Annotated in this window: 25 protein-coding genes; 15 read left to right on the top strand and 10 right to left on the bottom strand. The window is 56.5% G+C overall.

What is annotated here, in order from left to right; genetic code table 11:
• Positions 1-5: 5 nt before the first annotated feature.
• From GOX73_RS03795 to grxD, 4 genes are all read left to right on the top strand, one after another.
• Complete coding sequence (locus tag GOX73_RS03795; protein ID WP_171125187.1) at positions 6-2,255, top strand: mechanosensitive ion channel family protein; 2,250 nt, start codon at positions 6-8, stop codon at positions 2,253-2,255.
• 154 nt (positions 2,256-2,409) lie between these two features.
• The gene (purL, locus tag GOX73_RS03790; protein WP_171134789.1) at positions 2,410-4,569 is read left to right on the top strand and encodes a phosphoribosylformylglycinamidine synthase subunit PurL; all 2,160 of its coding nucleotides are present in this window, start codon (positions 2,410-2,412) and stop codon (positions 4,567-4,569) included.
• A 135-nt stretch (positions 4,570-4,704) separates the two neighbouring features.
• Positions 4,705-4,941 carry a BolA/IbaG family iron-sulfur metabolism protein gene (locus GOX73_RS03785; RefSeq protein ID WP_171121343.1) on the top strand — a complete coding sequence of 79 codons (237 nt, stop codon included), beginning with the start codon at positions 4,705-4,707 and terminating at the stop codon, positions 4,939-4,941.
• A gap of 172 nt (positions 4,942-5,113) precedes the next feature.
• Positions 5,114-5,476 carry a Grx4 family monothiol glutaredoxin gene (grxD, locus tag GOX73_RS03780; RefSeq protein ID WP_171121342.1) on the top strand — a complete coding sequence of 121 codons (363 nt, stop codon included), beginning with the start codon at positions 5,114-5,116 and terminating at the stop codon, positions 5,474-5,476.
• On the opposite strand, the gene GOX73_RS03775 is transcribed toward grxD, so the two are convergent.
• The 3 genes from GOX73_RS03775 to GOX73_RS03765 are packed head-to-tail and all read right to left on the bottom strand — an operon-like array spanning position 5,477 to position 7,017.
• Positions 5,477-5,821, bottom strand: coding sequence for an MliC family protein (locus tag GOX73_RS03775; RefSeq protein ID WP_171125191.1), 345 nt, complete (start codon positions 5,819-5,821; stop codon positions 5,477-5,479).
• Between the two features lie 3 nt (positions 5,822-5,824).
• Positions 5,825-6,220 (bottom strand): cell division protein ZapA, encoded by a 396-nt coding sequence (locus GOX73_RS03770; protein WP_171121340.1) that lies wholly within the window; start codon positions 6,218-6,220, stop codon positions 5,825-5,827.
• Positions 6,220-7,017: a hypothetical protein gene (locus tag GOX73_RS03765; protein ID WP_171125193.1), complete on the bottom strand. Its 798-nt coding sequence runs from the start codon at positions 7,015-7,017 to the stop codon at positions 6,220-6,222. Before GOX73_RS03765 ends, GOX73_RS03770 begins: the two co-directional genes overlap by 1 nt.
• 234 nt (positions 7,018-7,251) lie before the next feature.
• On the opposite strand from GOX73_RS03765, the gene tkt reads away from it, so the two are divergent.
• Positions 7,252-9,273, top strand: a complete 2,022-nt coding sequence (gene tkt / locus GOX73_RS03760) for a transketolase (RefSeq protein WP_171125195.1) — start codon at positions 7,252-7,254, stop codon at positions 9,271-9,273.
• A gap of 50 nt (positions 9,274-9,323) precedes the next feature.
• Here the strand turns inward: tkt and GOX73_RS03755 are convergent, their stop codons facing one another.
• Together GOX73_RS03755 and GOX73_RS03750 are read right to left on the bottom strand one after the other, a co-directional pair.
• Positions 9,324-10,124, bottom strand: coding sequence for a thioesterase family protein (locus GOX73_RS03755; RefSeq protein WP_171134788.1), 801 nt, complete (start codon positions 10,122-10,124; stop codon positions 9,324-9,326).
• A gap of 85 nt (positions 10,125-10,209) precedes the next feature.
• On the bottom strand, positions 10,210-11,181 hold the full coding sequence (locus GOX73_RS03750; protein ID WP_171125199.1) for a DUF808 domain-containing protein: 972 nt from the start codon (positions 11,179-11,181) through the stop codon (positions 10,210-10,212).
• 182 nt (positions 11,182-11,363) lie between these two features.
• On the opposite strand from GOX73_RS03750, the gene gap (GOX73_RS03745) reads away from it, so the two are divergent.
• From gap (GOX73_RS03745) to gap (GOX73_RS03735), 3 genes are all read left to right on the top strand, one after another.
• A complete protein-coding gene (gap, locus tag GOX73_RS03745) occupies positions 11,364-12,365 on the top strand; it encodes a type I glyceraldehyde-3-phosphate dehydrogenase (protein WP_171125201.1) in 1,002 nt (333 codons plus the stop codon).
• 71 nt (positions 12,366-12,436) lie between these two features.
• A complete protein-coding gene (locus GOX73_RS03740; RefSeq protein WP_171125203.1) occupies positions 12,437-12,580 on the top strand; it encodes a hypothetical protein in 144 nt (47 codons plus the stop codon).
• Positions 12,581-12,662: 82 nt separating this feature from the next.
• Positions 12,663-13,667 carry a type I glyceraldehyde-3-phosphate dehydrogenase gene (gene gap, locus GOX73_RS03735; protein WP_171125205.1) on the top strand — a complete coding sequence of 335 codons (1,005 nt, stop codon included), beginning with the start codon at positions 12,663-12,665 and terminating at the stop codon, positions 13,665-13,667.
• On the opposite strand, the gene coaD is transcribed toward gap (GOX73_RS03735), so the two are convergent.
• The 3 genes from coaD to GOX73_RS03720 all read right to left on the bottom strand — a co-directional run bounded on the left by coaD (position 13,659) and on the right by GOX73_RS03720 (position 15,635).
• On the bottom strand, positions 13,659-14,150 hold the full coding sequence (gene coaD / locus GOX73_RS03730; RefSeq protein WP_171125207.1) for a pantetheine-phosphate adenylyltransferase: 492 nt from the start codon (positions 14,148-14,150) through the stop codon (positions 13,659-13,661). The genes gap (GOX73_RS03735) and coaD overlap by 9 nt on opposite strands.
• Before the next feature lie 84 nt (positions 14,151-14,234).
• Positions 14,235-14,672, bottom strand: coding sequence for a CBS domain-containing protein (locus tag GOX73_RS03725; RefSeq protein ID WP_171125209.1), 438 nt, complete (start codon positions 14,670-14,672; stop codon positions 14,235-14,237).
• A gap of 60 nt (positions 14,673-14,732) precedes the next feature.
• Positions 14,733-15,635: a LysR family transcriptional regulator gene (locus GOX73_RS03720; RefSeq protein WP_171125211.1), complete on the bottom strand. Its 903-nt coding sequence runs from the start codon at positions 15,633-15,635 to the stop codon at positions 14,733-14,735.
• Positions 15,636-15,739: 104 nt separating this feature from the next.
• On the opposite strand from GOX73_RS03720, the gene GOX73_RS03715 reads away from it, so the two are divergent.
• Both GOX73_RS03715 and GOX73_RS03710 read left to right on the top strand, forming a co-directional pair.
• Positions 15,740-17,239: a CoA-acylating methylmalonate-semialdehyde dehydrogenase gene (locus GOX73_RS03715; protein WP_171121329.1), complete on the top strand. Its 1,500-nt coding sequence runs from the start codon at positions 15,740-15,742 to the stop codon at positions 17,237-17,239.
• Between the two features lie 201 nt (positions 17,240-17,440).
• The gene (locus GOX73_RS03710; protein WP_171121705.1) at positions 17,441-18,025 is read left to right on the top strand and encodes a L,D-transpeptidase; all 585 of its coding nucleotides are present in this window, start codon (positions 17,441-17,443) and stop codon (positions 18,023-18,025) included.
• A 48-nt stretch (positions 18,026-18,073) separates the two neighbouring features.
• On the opposite strand, the gene GOX73_RS03705 is transcribed toward GOX73_RS03710, so the two are convergent.
• The gene (locus GOX73_RS03705; protein ID WP_170485513.1) at positions 18,074-18,550 is read right to left on the bottom strand and encodes a fasciclin domain-containing protein; all 477 of its coding nucleotides are present in this window, start codon (positions 18,548-18,550) and stop codon (positions 18,074-18,076) included.
• A 71-nt stretch (positions 18,551-18,621) separates the two neighbouring features.
• Positions 18,622-19,473 (bottom strand): class I SAM-dependent methyltransferase, encoded by an 852-nt coding sequence (locus GOX73_RS03700; protein ID WP_171125213.1) that lies wholly within the window; start codon positions 19,471-19,473, stop codon positions 18,622-18,624.
• A gap of 141 nt (positions 19,474-19,614) precedes the next feature.
• On the opposite strand from GOX73_RS03700, the gene GOX73_RS03695 reads away from it, so the two are divergent.
• The 5 genes from GOX73_RS03695 to GOX73_RS03675 all read left to right on the top strand — a co-directional run bounded on the left by GOX73_RS03695 (position 19,615) and on the right by GOX73_RS03675 (position 24,408).
• Positions 19,615-20,730 carry a carboxylate-amine ligase gene (locus GOX73_RS03695; protein ID WP_171125215.1) on the top strand — a complete coding sequence of 372 codons (1,116 nt, stop codon included), beginning with the start codon at positions 19,615-19,617 and terminating at the stop codon, positions 20,728-20,730.
• 128 nt (positions 20,731-20,858) lie between these two features.
• A complete protein-coding gene (locus tag GOX73_RS03690) occupies positions 20,859-22,001 on the top strand; it encodes an acyl-CoA dehydrogenase family protein (RefSeq protein WP_171125217.1) in 1,143 nt (380 codons plus the stop codon).
• A gap of 7 nt (positions 22,002-22,008) precedes the next feature.
• Positions 22,009-23,049 carry an enoyl-CoA hydratase/isomerase family protein gene (locus tag GOX73_RS03685; protein WP_171125219.1) on the top strand — a complete coding sequence of 347 codons (1,041 nt, stop codon included), beginning with the start codon at positions 22,009-22,011 and terminating at the stop codon, positions 23,047-23,049.
• 3 nt (positions 23,050-23,052) lie between these two features.
• On the top strand, positions 23,053-23,925 hold the full coding sequence (gene mmsB / locus GOX73_RS03680; RefSeq protein WP_171125221.1) for a 3-hydroxyisobutyrate dehydrogenase: 873 nt from the start codon (positions 23,053-23,055) through the stop codon (positions 23,923-23,925).
• A gap of 93 nt (positions 23,926-24,018) precedes the next feature.
• Entirely contained in the window at positions 24,019-24,408 is a 390-nt protein-coding gene (locus GOX73_RS03675) for a hypothetical protein (RefSeq protein ID WP_254429112.1), read from the top strand.
• The last annotated feature ends 7 nt before the right edge of the window (positions 24,409-24,415 follow it).

Genomic DNA, 24,415 nt, shown 5'->3' with positions numbered 1-24,415 from the left:
ATTCGATGTTTCACCCATTTCGCCTGCTTTTGGCGATGCTGTCAGTTATTTTACTTTCAGGGCCTCTGACCGCGCAGGAAAGCGGTACTTCCGGTTCGACAGCCTCCATCTCAATTCCCGAGGATCTGACACCCGAGCAGGTGGACGACCTTGTTGCGCGCATGTCCGACGATCAGGTTCGCGCCATTCTGCTGGAGCGCCTCGACGCTGTGGCGGCGCAACAGGCCGAAACCACTCAGGCCAGAAAGGGCCTGATTCAAACAATTTCTGACACCGTCACCAGCATGACCGCCTCATGGCTGGATGTGATCCGAAAGATACCCCTGCTGGTAAGCGCCCAGGTCGAGGCTTTCTCGAATTTCGGAGCGACCTTCGGTTCAAGTGGCCTCATGTCACTGTTTGGATTTACGTTCCTGGCGCTGGCGATTGGGTATGCGGCGGAAAACGTCGTCGGTCTGTGGACGCGCCGCTGGATCAAGGTCGTCGATGGCGACGCATCATCGAACCTTCGTGGGGCCGTGACCTTTCTATTCAAACGGTTCCTGTTTGAGTTTCTGGGCCTGCTGGTCTTTTATTACACCCTCGTTTTTGTCGGACGGCAGTTGTTGAACGAACAGCAGATTGCTCAGGCGGCCCCCTTTGTATTCTACATGATCTGGTTCCCGCGTCTGGGTGCGGCTATTTCGCGGTTTATTCTGGCGCCCAAACAGCACGACCTGCGGCTTGTGAACGTCGACGACCATTGGGCAAAGTACCTGCATCGGAACCTGATTGGCCTGTTCCTGCTGATCGGCTTCACGCTGTTCATTCTGGACTTTAATGCGCTCAATGGTGTCATGCCGGGTGAGTCCCGCTTGGGATTCTGGCTCAATACAGCGATTCATATCTATATTGGCGTAATCGCATGGCGAGCACGCGATGGGCTGTCTGACATGATGCGGGGGTCTGACCCTGACCGCACGCGTTTCGACGAAGAAGTCGCGCGCCTATATCCATATCTGGCCATAGGTGTCTCGGCGGGTACATGGCTGCTTGTTGAATACCTTTCGGCACAGCGCAACCCGGCCGTGTTCGAGTTGCTGGCGCATGGTGCCCATTTCACCACCATGTTCTGGCTTCTGATCGCTCCGGCGTTGGATACGCTGATCCGTGGGCTGGTCCGCCACCTTCAGCCTCCGATGCTGGGCGATGGACCGGTTGCAGAACGCGCCTACAAGTCGACCAAGCGCAGCTATATCCGCATTGGCCGTGTTCTGGCCGGTATCCTGATCATTCTAATGATCGCGAACGCCTGGGATCTGGATCTGCAAGAGATTGCGGGCGGTGGCACGGAATCTGGCAGCAAGGTCATTCAGTTCTTTATCATCATCGCAGTCGGCTACATTCTGAACGAAGCGGTATCTCTGTGGATCAACCGCCGGCTGGCCAAGGAACAGACCGCAGCGGAACAAAGCCCCGACGAGGAAGCTGGCGAAGGCGGCGGTGCTGGCGGATCACGTCTGGCGACGGTTTTGCCCTTGCTGCGCGTGACGGCACAAGTCTCGATCGCGGTAATCTTTGTGCTGCTGGCGCTGGGGGCGCTGGGTATCAACATCACCCCGCTGCTGGCCGGTGCTGGTGTTCTCGGTCTGGCCATTGGTTTTGGCGCACAGAAGTTGGTGGCTGATATCGTCGGTGGCATCTTCTTCCTGATTGATGATGCCTTCCGCGTCGGTGAATATGTCGATGTTGGCGGCACAATGGGAACGGTCGAGAAGATTTCAATCCGTTCCATGCAACTGCGACACCACCGCGGACCGGTTCACACGATCCCGTACGGCGAAATTCAGAAACTGACCAATTTCAGCCGCGACTGGGTGATTATGAAGCTGAAATTCACCGTTCCATTCGATACCGATCCAAACAAGGTCAAAAAGATCTTCAAAAAGATTGGGGCCGAGATGATGGCAGACGAAACCCACAAAGACGGGTTCCTTCAGCCATTCAAATCTCAGGGTGTGTTTGATTTCGACGATGTTGGCATGATCATCCGGGGTAAGTTCATGGCCAAACCGGGCAAGCAGTTCACGTTGCGCAAGGAAATCTTCAATCGCGTGAAAGCGGCCTTCAAGGAAAACGGCATCGACTTTGCCCGCCGCGAAGTGCGCGTGGCGATCCCCGGTTTGGAAGAAGCCGAGAACCTGACGGAAGAACAAAAGGCGGCGGTCGGAGCAGCCGCAGCGGATGCCGTCAACAAGGGCGAAGCACCCGCCTGACCCGGCTCTTTATTATTCAATACACGGGCCCTGCACGAGTGCGGGGCCCGATTTTGTTCATCTAGACCGCCCTGCGGTGACTTGACCCTTCCCACGGGCGCGTCCTTGCCCTACAAGGCGCGCAATCTCGGCCCCTTTGGACACAGGACAGACGATGCAAGAGCCCGCCATCACCCCGGATCTGATTGCCGCACACGGGCTGAAGCCCGACGAATATGTCATGATCCTCGAGATCATCGGGCGCGAGCCGACCTTTACAGAGCTGGGCATCTTCTCGGCCATGTGGAACGAACATTGTTCGTACAAGTCGTCCAAGAAATGGCTGCGCACCCTGCCCACCTCGGGCCCTCAGGTGATCTGCGGACCCGGTGAAAATGCGGGTGTGGTCGATATCGGCGATGGTCAGGCCGTGGTGTTCAAAATGGAAAGCCACAACCACCCCTCGTACATCGAGCCTTATCAAGGCGCGGCGACCGGTGTCGGCGGCATCCTGCGCGACGTCTTCACTATGGGCGCGCGGCCCATCGCGTCGATGAATGCGCTTTCCTTTGGTGAACCCGGCCACCACAAAACCCGTCAGCTTGTGAATGGCGTGGTCGAGGGCATTGGCGGCTATGGCAACTGCTTTGGCGTTCCTTGTGTGGGCGGTGAGGTTCGATTTCACTCTGCCTATAACGGCAACTGCCTTGTAAACGCCTTCGCCGCCGGTCTGGCCGACAGTGACAAGATATTCTACTCGGCTGCCTCGGGCGTCGGGATGCCAGTCGTGTATCTGGGCGCTAAGACAGGCCGCGACGGCGTGGGCGGCGCAACCATGGCCTCGGCCGAATTCGACGACACGATCGAGGAAAAGCGCCCCACCGTTCAGGTCGGCGACCCCTTCACCGAAAAGCGCCTGATGGAAGCAACGCTGGAGCTGATGCAGACCGGCGCCGTGATCTCGATTCAGGACATGGGGGCTGCGGGCCTGACGTGCTCTGCGGTTGAAATGGGCGACAAAGGTGGCCTTGGTGTTCGTCTGGATCTGGAAAACGTCCCCCAGCGTGAAGAGAACATGACCGCCTATGAGATGATGCTTTCGGAATCTCAGGAACGGATGCTGATGGTCCTCAAACCCGAGCTTGAGGCCGAGGCCCGCGCCGTGTTCGAGAAATGGGATCTGGATTTTGCCATCGTCGGCGAAACCATTGCCGAGGACCGCTTCCTGATCGTCCACAATGGCGAGGTCAAAGCCGATCTGGTGCTGTCGAAACTGTCCTCGACCGCGCCGGAATATGACCGCCCGTGGGTGGAAACACCCGAGGCCGAAGATCTGGCCGAGGTGCCGCAGATCGACCCGATTGACGGGTTGCGCGCCCTGCTCGCCTCGCCCAACTATGCGGGCAAGCAATGGGTATACGAGCAATACGATACCATGGTCATGGCCGACACGGCGCGCACGCCTGGTCTGGGCGCGGGCATGGTCCGCGTGCATGGCACCGACAAGGCGCTGGCCTTCACCAGCGACGTGACCCCGCGCTATGTGCGCGCCAACCCTGTTGAAGGCGGCAAGCAGGCGGTGGCCGAAGCCTATCGCAACCTGACCGCTGTTGGGGCCACTCCGCTGGCGACCACCGACAACCTGAATTTCGGCAACCCCGAAAAGCCCGAGATCATGGGCCAGTTCGTCGGCGCGATCAAAGGTATTGGTGAGGCTGTCGCCGCGCTGGACATGCCCATCGTGTCTGGCAACGTCTCGCTGTATAACGAAACCGACGGTCAGGCGATCCTGCCCACGCCCACCATCGGCGCGGTTGGTCTGCTGACTCATACTGATGACATCATCGGCAACGAAGTACGTGAGGGACATGTGGCGCTGGTTATCGGCGAAACGACTGGCCATCTGGGCCAATCTGCCCTGCTGGCCGAGGTGTTCAACCGCGAAGACGGCGATGCGCCCAATGTCGATCTGGACGCAGAAAAGCGCAATGGCGATTTTATCCGCGCCAACCGCGAGATGATCAAAGCCTGCACCGACCTGGCCGATGGCGGCCTTGCGCTGGCCGCGTTTGAATTGGCCGAGGCGGCTGGTGTGGGCGTTTGCCTCGACGAAGCTTCGACCGAGTTTCTGTTTGGTGAAGATCAGGCCCGTTATCTGGTCGCCTGCAACTTTGATCAGGCCGAGGCGCTGATGATTGCTGCAGCCCAGGCGGGTGTACCAGTGGCCTCGGTTGGCCGTTTCACCAAAGACGCGGTTCGCATCGGAAGCTCCGAAGCCCCGCTAGAGGAATTAACCGGGACGTTCCGCAGCAGCTTTGCCGCCGCTGTCGCCTGATCTTAACAGGGATTTGCAATGCGAAACCTGCGCTGTTTCAAGCGCAGGTTTTGTGCGTTTTAGCCCGACACCACACCCTTGCACGCCCCGCCCGGGCACTCTACATCTTGGGAAAGACCTTCAGGAGTTACCTACATGCCGATGAGCGCCCACGAAATCGAACACCTGCTGCGCGAAGCTTTTCCGGATGCGGAAATTCAAGTCGGCGGCAACGATGGTGTACACATGTCCGCCATGGTTGTGGATGAGAGTTTTCGCGGAAAAAACAGGGTTCAACAGCAGCGTGCGGTCTATGCAGCCTTGAAAGGCAAAATGGACGGCCCAGATGGAGAACTACACGCGCTGGCGTTAACGACTAAGGCGCCCGAATAACGCGAGTGGCTTGGGAACTTCTGGCTTTTTCAATTTGGCCGGAAAACCCTTGTCACGACGAAGAACCACCTTTGAGGCTGAAGATTGCCAATATGACTAAGGTGCGGGTGGAAAACGAACGAATTGAACACGAAACTGGCGCTCATGAGCGCTATCGACAAGGAAACGCAGGATGAGCGACGTTAAGACCCAGATCGACGAAACCGTCAAAGCCAATGACGTGGTGTTGTATATGAAAGGCACCAAGGAAATGCCTCAGTGTGGGTTCTCGTCCCGCGTGGCTGGTGTGCTGAATTACATGGGGGTCGACTATACCGACGTAAACGTTCTGTCCGACGAAGAGGTCCGTCAGGGTATCAAGGATTACTCCGACTGGCCGACCGTTCCGCAACTGTATGTCAAAGGCGAATTCGTCGGCGGGTGCGATATCATCACCGAAATGACCCTGTCGGGTGAATTGGATACGCTTTTTGACGACAACGGTGTTGGCTACGACAAAGATGCTGCGGACAAAATCCGCGAAGCGAACGCCTGATTAACGGCTGGAGCAATCCTTTAGAATGTCCTGCTCACTGGCGGCGTCGCCCGTCGCCAGAAAGCTGACCATTGCATCCCAGCCTTTGGACCGCAGAATATAAGTGCCGTCCTCACCCGTAGATTCATAGCGGATACCCGAGGCGCTGGGTGCTTGCTTAAGTGAGATCAGGGTGTCATCAACCAACATCGCCGCCGCGCTGGATCCGTCAGTCGCGTTGAAATACGTCACTTGAAGCGAGACGTTGTTCTCACAGGTGAATGTCACAGGCAGGATGTCGATCTCAGCCTGCGCCGATCCGCCTGACGCAAGCATCGCAGCGGCAAAAATGCCATTCCTGAACATGCGTTATCCTGCTGTTTTGTCTTCGATGACCGAGGCCAGGGCCTCAGCCCTTGCAGCCAGTTCCGCCAGCGTATCCGTCACCGAAGGTGGCACAACTGCGACTTCCACCCTTTCGGGCTCTGGCTTTGGCATCTCACGAAGGGTTTTGACCTCTGCTTCCACCTCGGACAACTTACGTTCAAGCATCTTGATCTTGTCATCATTCGCTGCGGTCTTATCCGCAAGCATCAACCCGGCCATAAGAAGCATTCGCGACTCGGGCATACGCCCAATCTGGTCTGACAATACCTGCGCCTCGTCATCCAGCATTTTTGCAGCGGCTTGCAGGAATACTTCCTCCCCCTCCTGACAAGAGACATCAAAGCCACGGCCACCTATTTGAATGGTTACTTCGGGCATTACTCCACCTCTCCATCAGCCAGTTTCGCCCGCGACAACAGCGGTTCCAAACGCGCCAGAACTGCATGGGCTTCGGCAGCATCTGTTGCCTGCGCCGCGCGGGTTGCTTCCAGTTCCGCCACTGTGGCCCGGTTCAACAGTTCCGCATCGGGCAGACCGTTCTGCGACGCTGCCCGAAGCTCATCAACAGACTTGCGCAACTGCTCATTGGCTTTGCGCATACGTTGCAGATCATCATCCAATCTGGACATTGCGGCACCATGGCTGCTGCGCTCCGCGCGCAACATCTCAAGTTCCGAACTAAGTTCGGCTACACGCTCACTATCGGCCAATTCGGATTTCAATCGGGCGTTCTCGGCTTCCAGTTCCTGAGATTTTGTTGCCGCGGCCCTCAGTTGCTCATTCTCTGCGCGAAGCGTGTCGACCTCATCCTGATTTTCCAAGGCGGCCTTTGCGTCCGCCAGTTCCGCGCGAGCGGCTTCAACCGCCTCTAGCTTCGCAGTCGCTTCGGCCAACTGCTCTCGCAATGCGCCGTTTTCGGGGTGGTCGGAAGGTGCTGAACGCAGGCTTTCCATGTCAGCACGCATTGCGTCGACTTCTTGTTCGTGCCGCTGTTTCAGTGTCTTCAGGCGTTCTTCCAACTGCGCATTGGCGACACGTTCATCATCCAGTGCCGCGCGCAAGCTATCGTCTTGGACTGCCCCGGTCGGAGCTGCGTTCTGTAAGGCATCGACCCCAGTTCCAATTCTCTCCATCGCAGAGACGATACGGCGGTGTAATTCTTCGATCTGGCTCATGCCCCTGCCACCTCTTTATCAAGGTTCCTTGTGTCGCGGTTCATCCGAATCAACATAATCCGCGTCTTGCTCTAGTCTAACCCAACGGCGCAGAAAATACCCACTCTTTGCTTTCAACAACTTGGACTGCGTTCTTGATCCATGAATATGACGCAACCCCCAGTTATGCTTGCACTTTGAGGGCTGAGTGGTATTGAGCGGCCCATCTGCCTGTAATCCAAAGGAACAACGCCCGTGGACCTGACTGCGCTGCGCAATGCAAACCCCGAACACTGGGACAAAGCTGCGGCCATCCGCACACTGACCCTCGACGCCGTCGCGGCCGCCAATTCCGGCCATTCCGGCATGCCCATGGGCATGGCCGATGTTGCGACCGTGCTGTTCGAAAAGCACCTGAAATTTGACGCCTCTGCCCCGAACTGGCCAGACCGCGACCGGTTTATCCTGTCTGCCGGACACGGCTCGATGCTGATCTATTCGCTGCTCTATCTCACAGGCCATGCAGACGTTACGCTGGACGAGATCAAGAACTTCCGCCAACTGGGCGCGAAAACCGCGGGCCACCCGGAAAACTTCCTTGTCGACGGAATCGAAACCACAACTGGCCCGCTGGGTCAGGGTATTTCGAACGCCGTGGGTTTTGCCATGGCCGAAGAAATCCAACGTGCACATTACGGCAAGAAAGTCGTCGATCACTACACTTACGTGATCGCGGGCGATGGGTGCCTGATGGAGGGCGTCAGCCAAGAGGCGATCACCCTTGCCGGTCGTCATGAACTGAGCAAGCTGATCGTCTTCTGGGACAACAACAACATCACCATTGACGGCACCGTGGACATCGCTGATCGCACCGATCAGGTGCGCCGTTTTGCGGCATCGGGCTGGCATGTGATTGAGATTGACGGTCACGACCCGCAGGCCATCGATGCCGCAATCGTGGATGCGAAAAAATCGAACAAGCCGACCATGATCGCCTGCGAAAGCCACATCGCTTTGGGTCACGCAGCGCAGGATACCTCGAAAGGTCACGGGGCGCTGACGGATCAAGATCAACTGAAGGCCGCCAAGGAAGGCTATGGCTGGCCGCATGACGCGTTCGAAATCCCCGCCAACGTGAAGACCGCATGGGAAGCAATCGGCGCGCGTGGGAGTGCCGAGCGCACCGCGTGGCAGACCCGCTTTGCTGCGCTATCCGAGCGTAAGCAGGCCGAGTTCAACCGCGCCTATGCGTTCGAAGCACCCAAGAAACTGGCCGGTGCCATCCGTTCATTCAAAAAACAGATGTCGGAAGACCAGCCAAAACTGGCCACCCGCGCCTCGTCGGAAAAGGTTCTGAACGTCGTCAACCCGATCATGACCGAAACCGTGGGCGGTTCGGCCGACCTGACTGGCTCGAACAACACTAAGTCGGCTGATATGGGTGTGTTTCTGCCGGAAAACCGCAAGGGCCGTTACATCCATTACGGTATCCGTGAACACGGCATGGCCGCTGCGATGAACGGTATGGCGCTGCATGGCGGTATCCGCCCCTATGGCGGGACATTTATGGCCTTCACCGATTATGCCCGCCCGTCGATGCGTCTGGCCGCGCTGATGAAAGTGCCGTCGGTCTTCGTAATGACACACGATTCCATCGGTCTGGGCGAAGACGGCCCGACTCACCAACCGGTCGAACATCTGGCAATTTCACGCGCGACGCCGAACACCTATGTGTTCCGCCCCGCTGACACGGTTGAAACGGCCGAAGCCTGGGAATTGGCGCTGACCTTCAAGGGCAGCCCATCGGTCCTGTCGCTGACCCGTCAGGGCGTGCCGACCGTTCGGACCCAGCACAAGACCAAGAACCTGACCGCTCAGGGCGCTTATGTTTTGGCCGAGGCCGAGGGCAAACGTCAGGCCATCCTGATTGCCACCGGCTCCGAAGTGTCGCTGGCGACGGAAGCCAAAGCGATGCTTGAAGCCGAAGGCATAGGCACCCGCGTTGTGTCCATGCCCTGCATGGAACTGTTTGCACAGCAGGACGAAGCATATCGTAAGCGTGTTCTTCCGGCTGGTCCCGTCCGTGTGGGCATCGAAGCCGCCGTTCGCGCGGGTGGCTGGGATCGCTGGTTGCTGGGTGAACGCGGCCGCGAAGCCAAGGCCGGTTTCATCGGCATGTCAGGCTTTGGCGCCTCGGCCCCAGCGGGTGAACTGTACAAGCATTTTGGCATCACGGCTGAGGCTACAGTTGCGAAGGTTAAAGAACTGCTCGGTTGATCCCGGCAGCAATAAAGTCAAAAGCCCCGGCCTGCGCCGGGGCTTTTTTGTTAAACAAAGATGATAACTGACTGCATCCCGCCCACAATAAGGTCACCGTCGGTGTTCCAGACCCGCATGACTTGAGAGCTATAACCGTTTCGCCCCGCAGTCAGTTGATGTTCCAGCAACCACCAGCCTTCTCGCGTCCTGATCTCTTCGGCCAACACATTGAAAATCCAGTTCATCGATGAGTTTGGACCCGGCTTTTTGAGCGTTGGATAGATTGCAGGCGGCGGCAGATCAGCAACCGAGATCAACCCTTCCATCCGGTCCCACATGCACGGATCTTTATGCCGTGCCCAAAGGCGCATGTACCCTTTCTCAGCGCCTGAGAAAGGCAAAGCACCGTCGATAAGCCTAACATCAAAATTTTGCAGAAACGGTTTGGGTGGCTTGGGTAAATCTGGCGGAAAATAATACCCCGTGTTTTCGGGTTCCTCTGCTGAATTTGCCGGACATTCGAACGCTACGTGGCTATCCTGAGGATAATCAAAGGAAAAAGTCGCCATCGCCGCGACCTTCCCGTCAATCTCAGCACGGGCATTGATGATAGTCACATTCCGTCCCTGCCTTAGAACCTCGGTGCCGATCGTCGGCGAGGTTCCAATAGGAGCGGTGAAATTCACCAGGGCCGAGCGCAAGGACGGTAAATCCTGATGCTTAGTGCGAACCGCATCTAACATAAGCGCCGAGGAAAAGCCGCCAAAGGTTGTCCGACCCTGCATCCACTCGGATGGCACGGGATATCTAAGATCATCGCCTTCCGGCATACGGCTCTCAAGAACCTCGGCTAAAGTGTGAGACGACATTTGGTTTCCGATTCTTGCAATTCAGCCCACAACTTAACTGCCGTATAACTTCCGGCTATAACGACCCGACGTCAAAACAGAGTATTCAATGCTGTTTGTCTGGCCCCGAAAACATAGCCATCAATGGCGCGATAATCTTGGTTGCAATTGGAATCAGCACTAACCCGTAGGCAAGACCAAACACACCATCCATCGCGGCCTTGGATATCCACTCCACCGCACCGGTCCATTGCTCGGACACGGTATGCCCCAGCGCATAAGCCCAGTCGTGAATGTGGTGGCCCAACCAGCCAAAGCCCAGTTCTTCCATGCCATGAATGAGGATTGACCCGCCGACCCACAACATTGCAGCCGTGCCGACAACGGACAGAACCTTCATGACAATGGGCATCGCCTTGACCAACCCACGACCGAACCCGCGCCCGATCGGGGTGAACGCGTTCTGTGCCATGTACAGCCCGATATCATCCATCTTTACGATCAGCGCCACCGAGCCATATACCGCGACCGTGACACCGACACCGACAACGGCCAGAGTGGCCGCCTGCATCCAAAGGTTCGGGGCCTCAACTGCGGCTAACGCAATGGTCATGATCTCGGCGGACAGGATAAAGTCTGTCTTTATCGCCCCTTTGACCTTTTGCTCTTCAAGCTGGCCCGGTTCGCGGATGGCCATATCCTCTTTGATGACATGGCTGCCGTGCGGAAAAAGGACGTGGAAAATCTTCTCCGCCCCTTCGAAACACAAGTAAGACCCCCCCAACATCAACAAGGGCGTGATCATCCAAGGTGCGAAATTCGCTAGCAACAAGGCGACGGGCAACAACAAAACAACCTTGTTGAACACCGAACCGCGCGCAATGCGCCATATAATCGGTAGCTCTCGGGCCGGAGCAAAGCCCTGAACGTATTTGGGGGTAACTGCCGCGTCGTCGATTATCACACCTGCAGTTTTTGCCCCGGCCTTGCCCGCTGCAGCAACCACATCGTCAACTGACGCCGCCGCAACCTTTGCGATCCCCGCCACGTCATCCAACAATGCCAAAAGACCGCTCATGCTGCTTCCTTTCCAGTCACCTGCCGCAATCCGACCCTACCCGATCCCACGGCTAGCGCAAGCGTTAGCGATACCGGTCGAGGTTTGCGCTAACACGTTCAGAATATGTCACTTTTACTCTTTTGGGAACGCGTTCGGGCCGCTATATCGCCTGCAACGCAAGCGCATTTTGGAGACGTCAGATGACCATCAAGGTCGGCATCAATGGTTTTGGCCGTATCGGCCGCTGCACCCTGTCGCATATCGCGGCATCGGCCCGCAACGACATCGAAGTGATCAAGGTCAACGCGACCGGCCCGCTGGAAACCACTGCGCACCTGCTGAAGTACGACAGCGTCCATGGCCGGTTCCCTCGTGATGTTGCCATCAACGGCAATACGATGGATCTGGGCCGTGGTCCGATGCAGATGTTCTCGACCTACGATATGAACGAACTGGACTGGGAAGGCTGCGACGTCGTTCTTGAATGTACCGGCAAGTTCAACGACGGCCTGAAGGCAAAGACTCACCTTGAGCGCGGCGCGCAAAAGGTTCTGTTGTCCGCGCCTGGCAAGAATGTCGACAAAACCATCGTGTATGGCGTGAACCACAACAGCCTGGCCGCAGAAGACAAGATGGTCTCGAATGGTTCTTGCACCACGAACTGCCTTGCTCCGCTTGCCAAGGTTCTGGACGAAGGTATCGGGATCGAGCATGGCATTATGACCACGATCCACGCCTATACCGGCGACCAGCCCACACTAGACCGTCGCCACAGCGACCTGTACCGCGCCCGTGCCGCTGCTATGTCGATGATCCCGACCTCGACCGGCGCGGCCAAGGCGCTGGGTGAAGTGCTGCCGAACCTAAAAGGGCGTCTGGATGGATCGGCCATTCGTGTTCCGACGCCGAATGTTTCTGCCGTAGACCTGACCTTCCGCGCGACGCGTGACGTAAGCGTGGACGAAGTGAACGCCATCGTCCGCGAAGCCTCGCAAGGTCATATGCAGCGCGTGCTGGGCTATGAGCCCGCGCCGCTGGTTTCGACCGACTTCAACCATACCGAAGAAAGCTCGATCTTCGCGCCGGACCAGACTCGCGTCGTCAATGACCGCATGGTCCGTGTGCTGGCGTGGTACGACAACGAATGGGCCTTCTCGGTGCGTATGGCCGACGTCGCTGTTGCGATGGGGCGTCTTAACTAAGACGTCATTGAAATCTTGAACATATTTACCCGCCCAGGTTATCTGGGCGGGTGTTTTCGTTCGGGGCCCAAATGACCAATCAAATCGCAATCTGGCTGGGTCTATTGCTTCTGGGCGGCGCTTTTCTGGACTTTGCCCTGTTTGGACCCGAACATTTCGTGTTCCTCGGCAAGAAATTCTATGCCTTTCTGGATTGGATCGCCTTCTGGCGATGACAGAGGTTTTGCTTGACTTTTTCGTCGTTCTGACGTTGTTAGCGCTAACCAGAACATGGCCGATACACGGACGGAGCAAACCATGACACTCAAACTGGCAATCAATGGATTTGGACGCATCGGACGCAACGTGTTGCGGGCTGTTATGGAAAATGGCCGGACCGATGTTGAAATCGTCGCCATCAACGATCTGGCAAAACCGGAAATGAATGCGCATCTGTTCGAGTTTGACAGTGTCCATGGCCGCTATTCCAAACCCGTAACCCTGTCGGATGCCGGTATGGATGTCGGTGCAGGCCCTATCCGACTGACCAGCGAGCGGGACCCTGAGACTCTTGACTGGTCCGATGTGGACGTTGTCCTGGAATGTACCGGCGTATTCCGCACGCGCGAGGCAGCCGCCCGCCATCTGGAGAACGGGTCGAAAAAGGTTCTGATCTCGGCCCCGGCACGTGGAGACGGTGGCGTTAAAACAGTCGTATTCGGCGTAAACGACCACGAACTGACGGCGCAGGACACCATCGTTTCAAACGCCTCGTGCACCACAAACTGCTTGTCACCAGTCGCTGCCGCTTTGGATGCCGGCCTTGGCATTGTCCACGGCAACATGACGACGGTTCATGCCTATACCGCCAGTCAGCCGGTGCACGATTCCGCGGGCAAGGACCCCTATCTATCACGCGCGGCGGCTCTGTCGATGATCCCGACAACAACCGGTGCTGCGTCCGCAGTTGGTCTTGTATTGCCGCAGTTGCAGGGCAAACTGACCGGTCAAGCCATCCGCGTGCCGACGCCGAATGTCTCGGTCGTTGATCTGGTGGCCGAAGTCTCGCGTGCGACCACAGAAGACGAGGTCAACGCCTTGTTTGTCGAAGCGGCGGCTAAAATCCCCGGCGTATTGGCGACCGAACAACGCCCGCTTATCTCCGTCGATTTTAACCACGATTCCCACAGCTCAACCGTGTCCCTGCCCGAGACAAAGGTCACCGACGGTACTCTGGTCCGCGTGTTGGCCTGGTATGATAATGAATGGGGATTCTCGAACCGGATGCTGGATACCGCAGCGGCGATGGGAGCGTTATCCTAAGCGCGCTTTCAATGCTGTATTGACGCGGGGTGTGACGAATTTCGATACGTCTCCGTCCAGCCGGGCGATTTCTTTAACCAATTTCGACGCGATCGCCTGGTGACGTGCTTCGGCCATCAGGAAAACGGTTTCCACCGAATTATCCAACGCACGATTCATGCCAACCATTTGAAATTCATACTCAAAGTCGGCAACCGCGCGCAAACCACGCACGATAATCTGCGCGCCGACATCGCGGGCGCAGTCGATCAGAAGGTTTTCAAAGGGATGTGCGATGATTTCAGTACCCGTTTGCTCCGTCAGTAGTGCGCATTCCGCCTCGATCATGGCGACGCGTTCTTCCAGGGTGAACAAGGGGCCTTTGTCCCGATTGATTGCGACGCCAATCACCAGCTTGTCGACAAGCGCGGAAGCGCGGCGAATGATGTCGATATGACCCAAAGTGATCGGATCAAAAGTTCCGGGATACAATCCAACCCTCATCGCGGCCTCCTGCGCAACAAAATTTCTGCGCAAGCAAACATAACTCTGCCGCAGGTGCAATAGGAAGTAAGGTTTGAAGGGTGATTAATGCCCCATGATCATCGTTTCCAGCGCTTCCTTTTCCATTGCAAGTTCTGACAATTGCGCTTTGACAACATCGCCCAGGGTGACAATTCCAATCAACTGTCCGTCTTCCACAACCGGCATGTGGCGAAAGCGGCCGGTCGTCATGCGTTGAAGAACATCTTGCACACTGTCCTGCCGCGTTGCGGTTTCCAGATTACTCGTCATATAGGCACTGACGGACCGATTCAGACAGCCACTGCCACTTGCGGCCAATTCCCGCACGATGTCACGTTCGGAAAGGATACCGGATGCTGTTTCCCCACCATCCACAGACACCACGACCGTACCGATCCGTTTTTCCGCTAGTATTTTCGAAGCCTCGGACACGGTAATATCGGGGGTAACAGTAACGACCCCCTCGGTGGCCTTGGATTTCAGAATGGTCTGTACAAGCATATAGAAAACCTCCGAAATAACTTCCTGTTTTACAAAGCGTTGCCGGAATGTCTAAACCTGTCAAGGTGAAGCTTCAGCCTCAAGCCGCTCAACTTCTTCGCGAATACCAAGCGTCAGGGCCTGCGCAAAACGGTTCAATCGTTCATTTCGTTGGTCCCCCTGATGGCGGACAAGGTGAAAACTTCGGGTCAGACTTACCTGATCCGTCAGTATTTTCTGCAAACATGGATGGAACGGCAGGGTAAAGTCATGCGCCATGCAAATACCTGAGCCCAGCGAGACTTGCCTCAGTTGAACCGAAACCGAATTCGATGCAAGCGCGACACGGTCAACACCGATATCGACCAGATAATCCAGTTCGCGATCAAAGATCATGTCCGGGATGTAACCGATCAGCCTGTGCCCACTCAAAGCCTCGACTGAGTTGATTGTGGGGTGAGCGTGCAGGTAATCCTGCGTTGCAACCAGATGTAACCTATAGTCCGTGATCTTCTGAACCAGCAACTTCCCCGCTGTCGGCGCGCTTACCGTCACCGCCATGTCCGCTTCACGGCGTGACAGGTTTATGACGCGCGGTAAGGCCAGGATTTGAATATCCAGTTCTGGATTGGCTTCGCAGATCTTTGCGCAAACCTGCGGCAAAAGATAATTGGCGCATCCATCAGGTGCCCCGATACGAATCTGGCCGCTCATTGTTTTGGACGATCCAGCCAACGCACCAGACGCAGCACGCATGGCCTCTTCCGCCTTCAGCCCGTATTCCAGAAGGCGCTCACCGGCGGTGGTCAGCAAATATCCCTGCGGGGCCTTTGAAAAAAGCGGTGTGTCCAGTGACATTTCAAGCCGCCCGATCCTGCGCCCGACCGTAGCGGGATCAATTTTGAGCAAACGTCCAGCCGCCGAAAGGCTTTCCTCGCGGGCAACCGCAAGAAATACACGCATATCATCCCAGTTTGGCGTCACGTTTTATCCCATTGCATTTTTGCAAAGCACCTTTGGGAGATTGCCTCTGTTCACGCGATTTATGCAAGCCTATTCTGCCCGCAAATCTATCGGAGGAAATGGAAATGTCCGAACTGTCCCACTTTATCAATGGCGAGAATGTCGCTGGCACGTCTGGTCGCTTCGACGATGTGTTCAATCCGGCAACAGGCGAAGTTCAGTACAAATGCCCCATGGCAAGCGCTGCTGAAACCACCGCTGCGATCGAAAGTGCGGCGGCTGCACAACCTGCTTGGGGCGCGACAAACCCTCAGAAGCGCGCGCGTGTTATGATGGCAATGGTTCACTTGATGAACCGCGACATGGATAAACTGGCCGAGGCACTCAGCCGTGAACACGGCAAAACCATCCCGGACGCCAAGGGTGACCTTCAACGCGGGCTGGAAGTGATTGAGTACTGCATCGGCGCGCCTCAGATGTTGAAGGGTGAGTTCACGGACAGCGCGGGTCCGGGCATCGACATGTATTCGATGCGTCAACCGTTGGGTGTTGTGGCCTCGATCATGCCGTTCAACTTCCCGGCGATGATGCCTCTATGGCATGTGGGCCCTGCTTTGGCCTGTGGTAACGCGGTCGTTTTGAAACCGTCCGAACGTGACCCCTCGGTTCCGCTGATGCTGGCCGAACTGTTCATCGAGGCAGGTCTGCCCAAAGGCGTCTTTCAGGTCGTGAATGGCGATAAAGAGGCCGTCGATACCCTGCTGGACAGCGAAATTATTCAGGGCGTGTCTTTCGTGGGCTCGACCCCGATTGCACAGTACATCTATTCCCGCGCCACGGCGAACGGCAAACGTGCTCAGTGCTTTGGCGGTGCCAAGAACCACATGATCGTGATGCCGGATGCAGACATGGACCAGGCCGCCGATGCGCTGGTCGGTGCGGGATTTGGCGCTGCGGGCGAACGCTGCATGGCGATTTCGGTTGCGGTTCCTGTAGGGGAAGAAGCAGCCGACGCGTTGATCGAAAAGCTGATCCCGCGCATCGAAAAACTCAAAGTTGGCCCCTATACTGCAGGTGATGACGTGGACATGGGCCCCGTTGTTACAGCCGCCGCGAAAGAACGCATTTTGGGTCTGATCAACTCGGGCGTGGAACAGGGTGCAAAACTGGTCGTCGATAACCGCGATTTCAGCCTGCAAGGCTATGAGGACGGTTTCTTTGTCGGTCCTCACCTGTTCGACCACGTGACGCCTGAGATGGATATCTACAAGCAGGAGATCTTCGGTCCTGTCCTGTCCACCGTCCGCGCCGGTTCTTATGAGGAAGCGCTGAAGTTGGCGATGGACCATGAATACGGCAACGGCACCGCGATCTTTACCCGTGATGGTGACACCGCACGCGACTTTTCAAGCCGCGTGAATATCGGCATGGTCGGCGTCAATGTACCGATCCCTGTTCCGCTGGCCTATCACACCTTTGGCGGCTGGAAGAAGTCCATGTTCGGTGACCTGAACCAGCACGGCCCTGACAGCTTTAAGTTCTATACCCGCACCAAGACCGTTACGGCCCGCTGGCCCTCGGGCATCAAGGAAGGTGGCGAGTTTAACTTCAAAGCCATGGACTGATTGAAAGCGTCCCCCATGAACACCAAACCCGGCCTGTATTGGCCGGGTTTTTTCGGCAAAGCTCTGCCGAAATCCAAGTTTTTGGCGAACTCACGATAAGTTCAAACTGACACCACTGGCAAATCCGTGCCGGCAGCAATATTTTACCTCAGATTTGTTCGAGCAGTTCCTGATCCGGAGGCAACATTGTCAAACCCCCGTATGACCCGCCGCACAGCTTTGTTGGGTGCAGCGTCCTTGCTGGCAACACCTGCTTTGGTGCGCGCGCAAAGCACGGATGCATTCCCGCAAACAGAAGATGCGATCAGCACACAGTTGCCTGTACGCCGCAATGTATCCTCGTTCTCGCAACAGAACTGGCAGGATCACTTTGACCAGTTGGGGGTTGGGTGTCTGCTGGCCGATATTACCAGCCGCGCGGTCCACTACTGGGGTCCGGATGGAACCTATAAACTGTACCCAAGTTCCGTTCCCATGAGCGAAGAACTGACCAAGCGCGGATATACCGAAGTGGTACGCAAGCGAGAAAACCCAAGTTGGACACCAACCGCGTCAATGCGCGAACGCGATCCCTCGTTGCCCGTTAGAATGGAGGGCGGAGACCCCGGTAATCCATTGGGCACCCGCGCGATGTATTTGGGCTGGCCGGCGTATCTGGTTCACGGAACACACGACACGCGTAAGATCGGACGCCAAAGTTCGTCTGGGTGTATCGGTCTGTATAACCAGCATGTTGAGGAGTTGTATCCTCTGGTTAAAGTCGGAACCCAAGTTCGACTGATCTGACAACAAAGCCCCGGTCACAAGGACCGGGGCTTTTTTTCTGATGAGTGATTACTCAGGCAGGATCACCGCGTCCACAACATGAATGACGCCGTTGCTTGCTTCGATGTCGGCTTGTACGACCTCTGCACCATTCACTTTGACGCCGTTCTTGGCATTCACGCTCAAACGATCGCCCTGAACGGTCAGAACCTTGGCGCGCTTCCCGGCAATATCACCCGACATCACCTTGGCGGGAACAACATGGTAAGTCAGAATCTCGACAAGTTGATCCTTGTTTTCAGGCAGCAGCAAAGTTTCCACGGTGCCTTCGGGCAGAGCGGCAAACGCTTCGTCGGTCGGCGCGAAAACTGTGTAAGGTCCGTTCCCTTTCAGCGTGTCGACGAGACCGGCGGCCTGAACGGCTGCGACCAGCGTATTGAATGACCCGGCAGAAACTGCGGTGTCCACGATGTCAGCGGCCTGAGCCTTTACTGGCAGTGTCAGTGCGATTGCGGCGGCTGCGCCCATGAATGTGCGGCGGAACATGGCTGTTAACTCCTCTCCAGCGTTGTGTGGAAAGGGGTACGCACCTTTGCGGAAGCCGGATCACAATGAGGTCAATTTTCTTTTATCTGCACCCAGATACTTTGCGCCCGACCGTCCTTTAGGAAAGGCAGGGCTTCCACCGCATCCAGACGATCCTGTTGCAGGTAATATCCCGGCCAAAGCATTGAAAAGGCGTCAGATTGCAACAGGGCGTGCAGCATATACTGCTCGCCCCAACCCGGACAATCATAGAAGAAACGCTTGGGATATTCGTAAGGCAGAAAAACGTCGTGCACGTGGATGACGACGCCGGGTTTCAGGTTCGGAATGATCCGACAGAACAAATGCGCGACGTCGTTGCTCATACGGACAACATGGCTGGAGTCGATGAACAAAACGTCACCGGATTCAAGCTGATCGAATACCGATGGATCGACATCTTCCAGCCGTTTTTGCTCGAACTGATCCACCACGTGCGCGATGTCTGCACGCGGAAACGGGTCGATCGCGGTTATCTGCGTGTCCAGCCCTGCGTCAATGATCGCCTGACGTGTAACGCGTGTCGAATTTCCGCAGCCGACCTCGATCACCCGTTTGGGCTGAAACCTGCGGATCATGAGATACAGCGCGTCTGCGTCGGGGCTGTCGTAATACCCGTTTCCAACGCGATACCCGGTTTGATTGCGCGCGGGGTCTTTCAAGGCATCCAGTGCGGCTGCGTGCTGGCGATATTCGTCGGCCAACTGCGTGATGTCGAACCTATCCATCCCAGGAGAAAGCGCATAGGCCGGGCGGATCAGCCCCCCTGCCCGTTCAAACGCCTCAAGACGGGCGCGCTCCTCGCGCTCTGTCACCTTGTCGATCAGTTTTACTCCAAACTGGTCAAGCACCGTATTCAGCCGAGGGAATTTCCTGGGTTTCAATCGAAGACTCCGGGTTTGGATTTCATTTGATCCTGTCCTTACATTTGGAGACAGGCAGTCCGCAAGCACCGCGCGGGTAAACACTTGGCAAAAATCCAAATTCCGTATTCACTGGTCCGATAATCAACCACGAGGGCCGCCATGCAGCAGGAATTCACACTGGGCATCGAGGAAGAATATCTGCTGGTTGACCGCGACAGTCTTGAACTTGCCGAAGCGCCCGAAGCCCTTATGGAAGCGTGTCAGGCGGATTTCGAAGGGCAAGTCAGCCCGGAATTCCTGCAATGTCAAATTGAGGTCGGCACCCGCCCCCACACAACGATCGGTTCAGCCCGAGAAGACCTAAAGCGGCTGCGTAGCTGCGTCGCAAGCCGTGCCGCAGACTACAATCTGGCGCCCATTGCGGTATCTTGTCATCCTTTTGCGGATTGGAAGAAACAGCATCACACACGAAAAGACAGGTATGATGCCCTGCATCACGCGCTGGGCGGTGTCGCGCGCCGTATGCTCATCTGTGGGATGCATGTCCATGTCGGCGTCGAGGACCCGGCTTTGCGGGCCGACCTGATGCCTCAGTTGTCATATTTTCTGCCGCACCTTTTGGCCCTGTCCACGTCCTCGCCCTATTGGAACGGCGAGGATACCGGCCTGTCGTCCTATCGCCTGACCGTTTTCGATAACCTACCCCGCACGGGTCTTCCACCAGTGCTGGCAAGCTGGGCAGATTATGAACGGACGACCGGGATACTGGTCGAGTTGGGGGTCATCGAAGACACCTCGAAAATCTGGTGGGACTTGCGACCGTCCCATCGTTTTCCAACGCTCGAGACCCGGATAATGGACGTTCAGCCACGCTTGGAACACGCCTTGTCCCTGGCCGCTATGGTGCAAGCCCTGACGCGTATCTTGTGCCGATTAAAGGATCGTAACCTGCGGTGGCGTCAATACGACCGTTTTCTCATTGGAGAAAACCGGTGGCGTGCGCAGCGTTACGGCGTTGGTGAGGGGATGATAGATTTTGGCGATCGTTCCATCAAACCGATGCCCGAACTCATGGGGGAGTTGATGGGATTACTTGCCGAAGACGCCGAGGCCTTGGGGACCATGACCGAACTGGCCCGCCTACAGCAAATCGCTCAGAACGGCACATCGGCCACCCGCCAACGTCGCGTTTATGCAGAAGCCACAGCCCGGGACGAAGATCCCGGAAAGGCCGTCGTCAAACACCTGATAGAGGAATACCACGCGGATCTCTGACTAGGAATTCGGCGGCTTAATCCCGAACCGCCGGTACCGTGCTGGGGAATTGCTGACCATGAAAAATTTCTGTAAGAATTCGGAAATAAACACTTGTTCAATTCATCCGACGGCGTGGGAGGCAAGCCATGGATTTCGCAATGACCGAAGAGCAAACAGCGATCTTCGATATGGCCTATGATTTTGGCCAGGAAAACATCGCCCCTTACGCGCGCCAGTGGGAGGCCGACGGAACGATCCCCAAGGACCTGTGGCCCCGGATCGGCGAACTGGGGTTCGGAGCGCTATATGTTTCAGAAGACGGTGGTGGATCGGGCCTCAGCCGATTGGACGCCACCTTGGTGTTCGAAGCACTGTCCATGGCCTGCCCCTCAGTCGCGGCCTTTTTGTCGATCCACAACATGTGCGCCAAGATGCTGGACAGCTTTGCCAGCGATGAGTTGAAGTCGCGCATCATGCCAGAGGTTCTAAGCCTGAACACCGTACTCAGCTATTGCCTGACAGAACCGGGTTCGGGCTCGGACGCCGCGGCGCTCAAGACACGGGCGGCGCGTACGAACGAAGGCTACACTCTGAACGGAACCAAAGCTTTCATCTCGGGCGGTGGCTATTCCGATGCTTATGTTTGCATGGTTCGCACGGGCGAAGACGGACCAAAGGGCATTTCGACCGTTTACGTCGAAGACGGAACGCCCGGCCTTAGCTTTGGTGCGCTGGAACAAAAGATGGGATGGAAAAGCCAACCCACCGCGCAGGTTCAGTTTGACGATTGCAAGATTCCAGCTGGGAACCTTGTCGGTGCCGAAGGTGACGGGTTCAAATATGCCATGATGGGGCTGGATGGCGGGCGCCTGAACATTGCCTCGTGTTCTCTGGGCGCAGCGCAAACCGGGTTGAACATGACCTTGCAATATATGTCCGAGCGCAAAGCCTTTGGGCAATCTATTGATCAGTTTCAGGCCCTACAGTTCCGTCTTGCCGATATGGAGATTGAACTGCAAGCCGCCCGCACCTTCCTGCGTCAGGCCGCGTGGAAGCTGGACCAAGGCGCGCCCGACGCGACAAAATTCTGCGCCATGGCGAAGAAATTCGTGACAGAAACCGGGTCAAAAGTCGTGGACCAATGTCTGCAGCTTCATGGCGGTTATGGCTATCTTGCTGACTACGGGATCGAAAAGCTTGTCCGCGACCTGCGTGTCCATCAGATTCTGGAAGGCACAAACGAGATCATGCGCGTCATCGTTTCGCGCCAAATGCTGGCCCAACGCTGAGGTCCGAATGTCAGACATCGAAATCCGTACCGAAGGCCGCGCTGGACGCATTACATTGACCCGGCCGCAGGCGCTTAATGCGCTCAGCTACGACATGTGCATGGCTATTGACGCAGCGATGCGAAATTGGCGCGAGGATGACGCCGTCGATTTAGTCATTTTGGATGCGGTGGGGGAAAAGGCATTCTGTGCAGGTGGCGATATTGCCGAACTGTATGAAACAGGCACAAAGGGCGATTTCGACTATGGACGAACGTTCTGGCGGGATGAATACCGGCTTAACGCGCTGATCTTTGAATACCCGAAGCCAGTTGTCAGCTTTCTACAAGGTTTCACGATGGGTGGCGGGGTCGGAATTGGATGCCACGGCAGCCACAGAATTGTTTGCGAATCCAGCCAGATCGCGTTGCCTGAATGCGGCATCGGTCTGATCCCTGACGTTGGAAGCTCGCTTATGTTGGCGTTGGCACCGGGTCGTCTGGGCGAATATCTGGGAACGACCGGCTACCGCATGGGGCCCGGCGACGCAATTTATGCAGGGTTCGCGGATACTTTCATACCCTCGTCCCAATGGCCCGATATCATCCAGCTTTTGGAAGCATCCGGCGACGTTAACCATCTTGCCAACCATGCGCAGACACCACCGGACAGTAGCTTGACCATCGCTCAAGCTGAGATCGACACTGGCTTCGGGGGGGAAGGCCTGGCCGATATTCTGAACACTCTGCATCATTCAGAGGATGAGTTTTCAGCAAGCGCCATGAAGATGATGCAACGTAGTTCACCCTTGTCGATGGCCTGTACCATTGAAATGCTTCACCGTTTGCGCAGTTCAAACCTGTCGATCCGCAAAGCATTGGAGCATGAATATCGCTTTACCTTCCGCGCAATGGAGAGCGGTGATTTTCTGGAAGGTATTCGCGCCCAGATCATCGATAAAGACCGCAAGCCGCGCTGGCGCCATAAGGATCAAATTGTTCCGGCTGTGGAGGTATCGAACATGCTTCGGCCGCTCGGTGCGGACACCCTGACATTCGAAGAGGAGTAACGGATGAAAATCGGATTTATTGGTCTTGGGAATATGGGAAATCCGATGGCGGCCAATTTGGCGAAAGCTGGTCATGCCGTAACCGGGTTCGATACCGCGAATGCAAGCGTTCCGGGTGTCGAGATGGCCAGTTCCAGCGCGGACGCGGCTTCGGGCGCTGAAATCGTGATTACGATGCTGCCCAACGGTCAAATCCTGCGTGCCGTCGCCGAAGACATCATTCCATCCATGTCCGAAGGATCGGTTTGGATTGATTGTTCAACCGTCGACGTAGACAGCGCCCGCGCCGTCGCATCACAGGCTGCCAAGGCCGGAATATTGGCCGTTGACGCCCCGGTCTCGGGCGGTATTGGCGGGGCCGCTGCAGGAACCTTGACGTTCATGGCGGGCGGCAGCGATGCAGCCTTTGCAAAGGCAGCGCCATTGTTTGAAATCATGGGCCAAAAAGCAGTCCATTGCGGCGAATCCGGGGCCGGGCAAGCAGCGAAGATCTGCAACAACATGATCCTTGGCGTTACCATGATCGCAACATGCGAAGCATTCGCCCTAGCTGACAAGCTGGGGCTGGACCGACAAAAGATGTTCGACGTGGTCAGCACCTCGTCCGGTTATAGCTGGACAATGAACGCCTATTGTCCTGCTCCGGGTGTAGGCCCGGCTAGCCCTGCAGACAATGACTACCAACCCGGCTTCGCGGCAGAGCTTATGTTGAAAGATTTGCGCCTTAGCCAACAGGCCGCCGAAAGTTCGGATGCTGACACGCCAATGGGACAAGCCGCAACTTCACTGTACGAGCGTTTTGTTGAGGTCGAAGATGGTTTGGGCAAGGATTTCTCGGCCATGCTGCCTCGCTTCGAAAAGCGGGGGCGGGAATAACGTATCACCTTGGCAGCTTATTGCCCATCGGGTTGACCTGAAAGTTGCCAAGGGCCAACTATGTGACAGAGAAATCGAGCATAGGTGACACAGATGCTGCGGCATTTTAAGGTTCTTTTCCTGACATCGGCTATCGCGTGCAGCTCAACGGCTGTATTCGCGGCCAATGACAACAATCGGGCAAACGACAAAGTATTTCGCGTCCCGAATTCCCCGGTGGTGCTTGCAAAGGGCAAAGCAGGCCATTGCCCTCCGGGGCTTGCGAAGAAAGCCGTGCCGTGTGTGCCGCCCGGGCAAGCGAAAAAATACTACCGAACAGGTGACTACATTGATCGCGACTACCGTTGGATTAATGATCCGTACCGCTATGGCCTGACCCGTGGCGGATCGTATATCCGCGCCGGAGACTACGTTTACCGCGTTGATCCGGAAACGCGAAAGGTTCTGAACCTGATCGGGGCGGTGGCGGACATTCTGTACTGACCGTCGG

This window comes from Ruegeria sp. HKCCD7221 (genome assembly GCF_013031225.1).
Lineage (GTDB): Bacteria > Pseudomonadota > Alphaproteobacteria > Rhodobacterales > Rhodobacteraceae > Ruegeria.
This window is presented reverse-complemented; position numbering and strand designations above follow the sequence as displayed.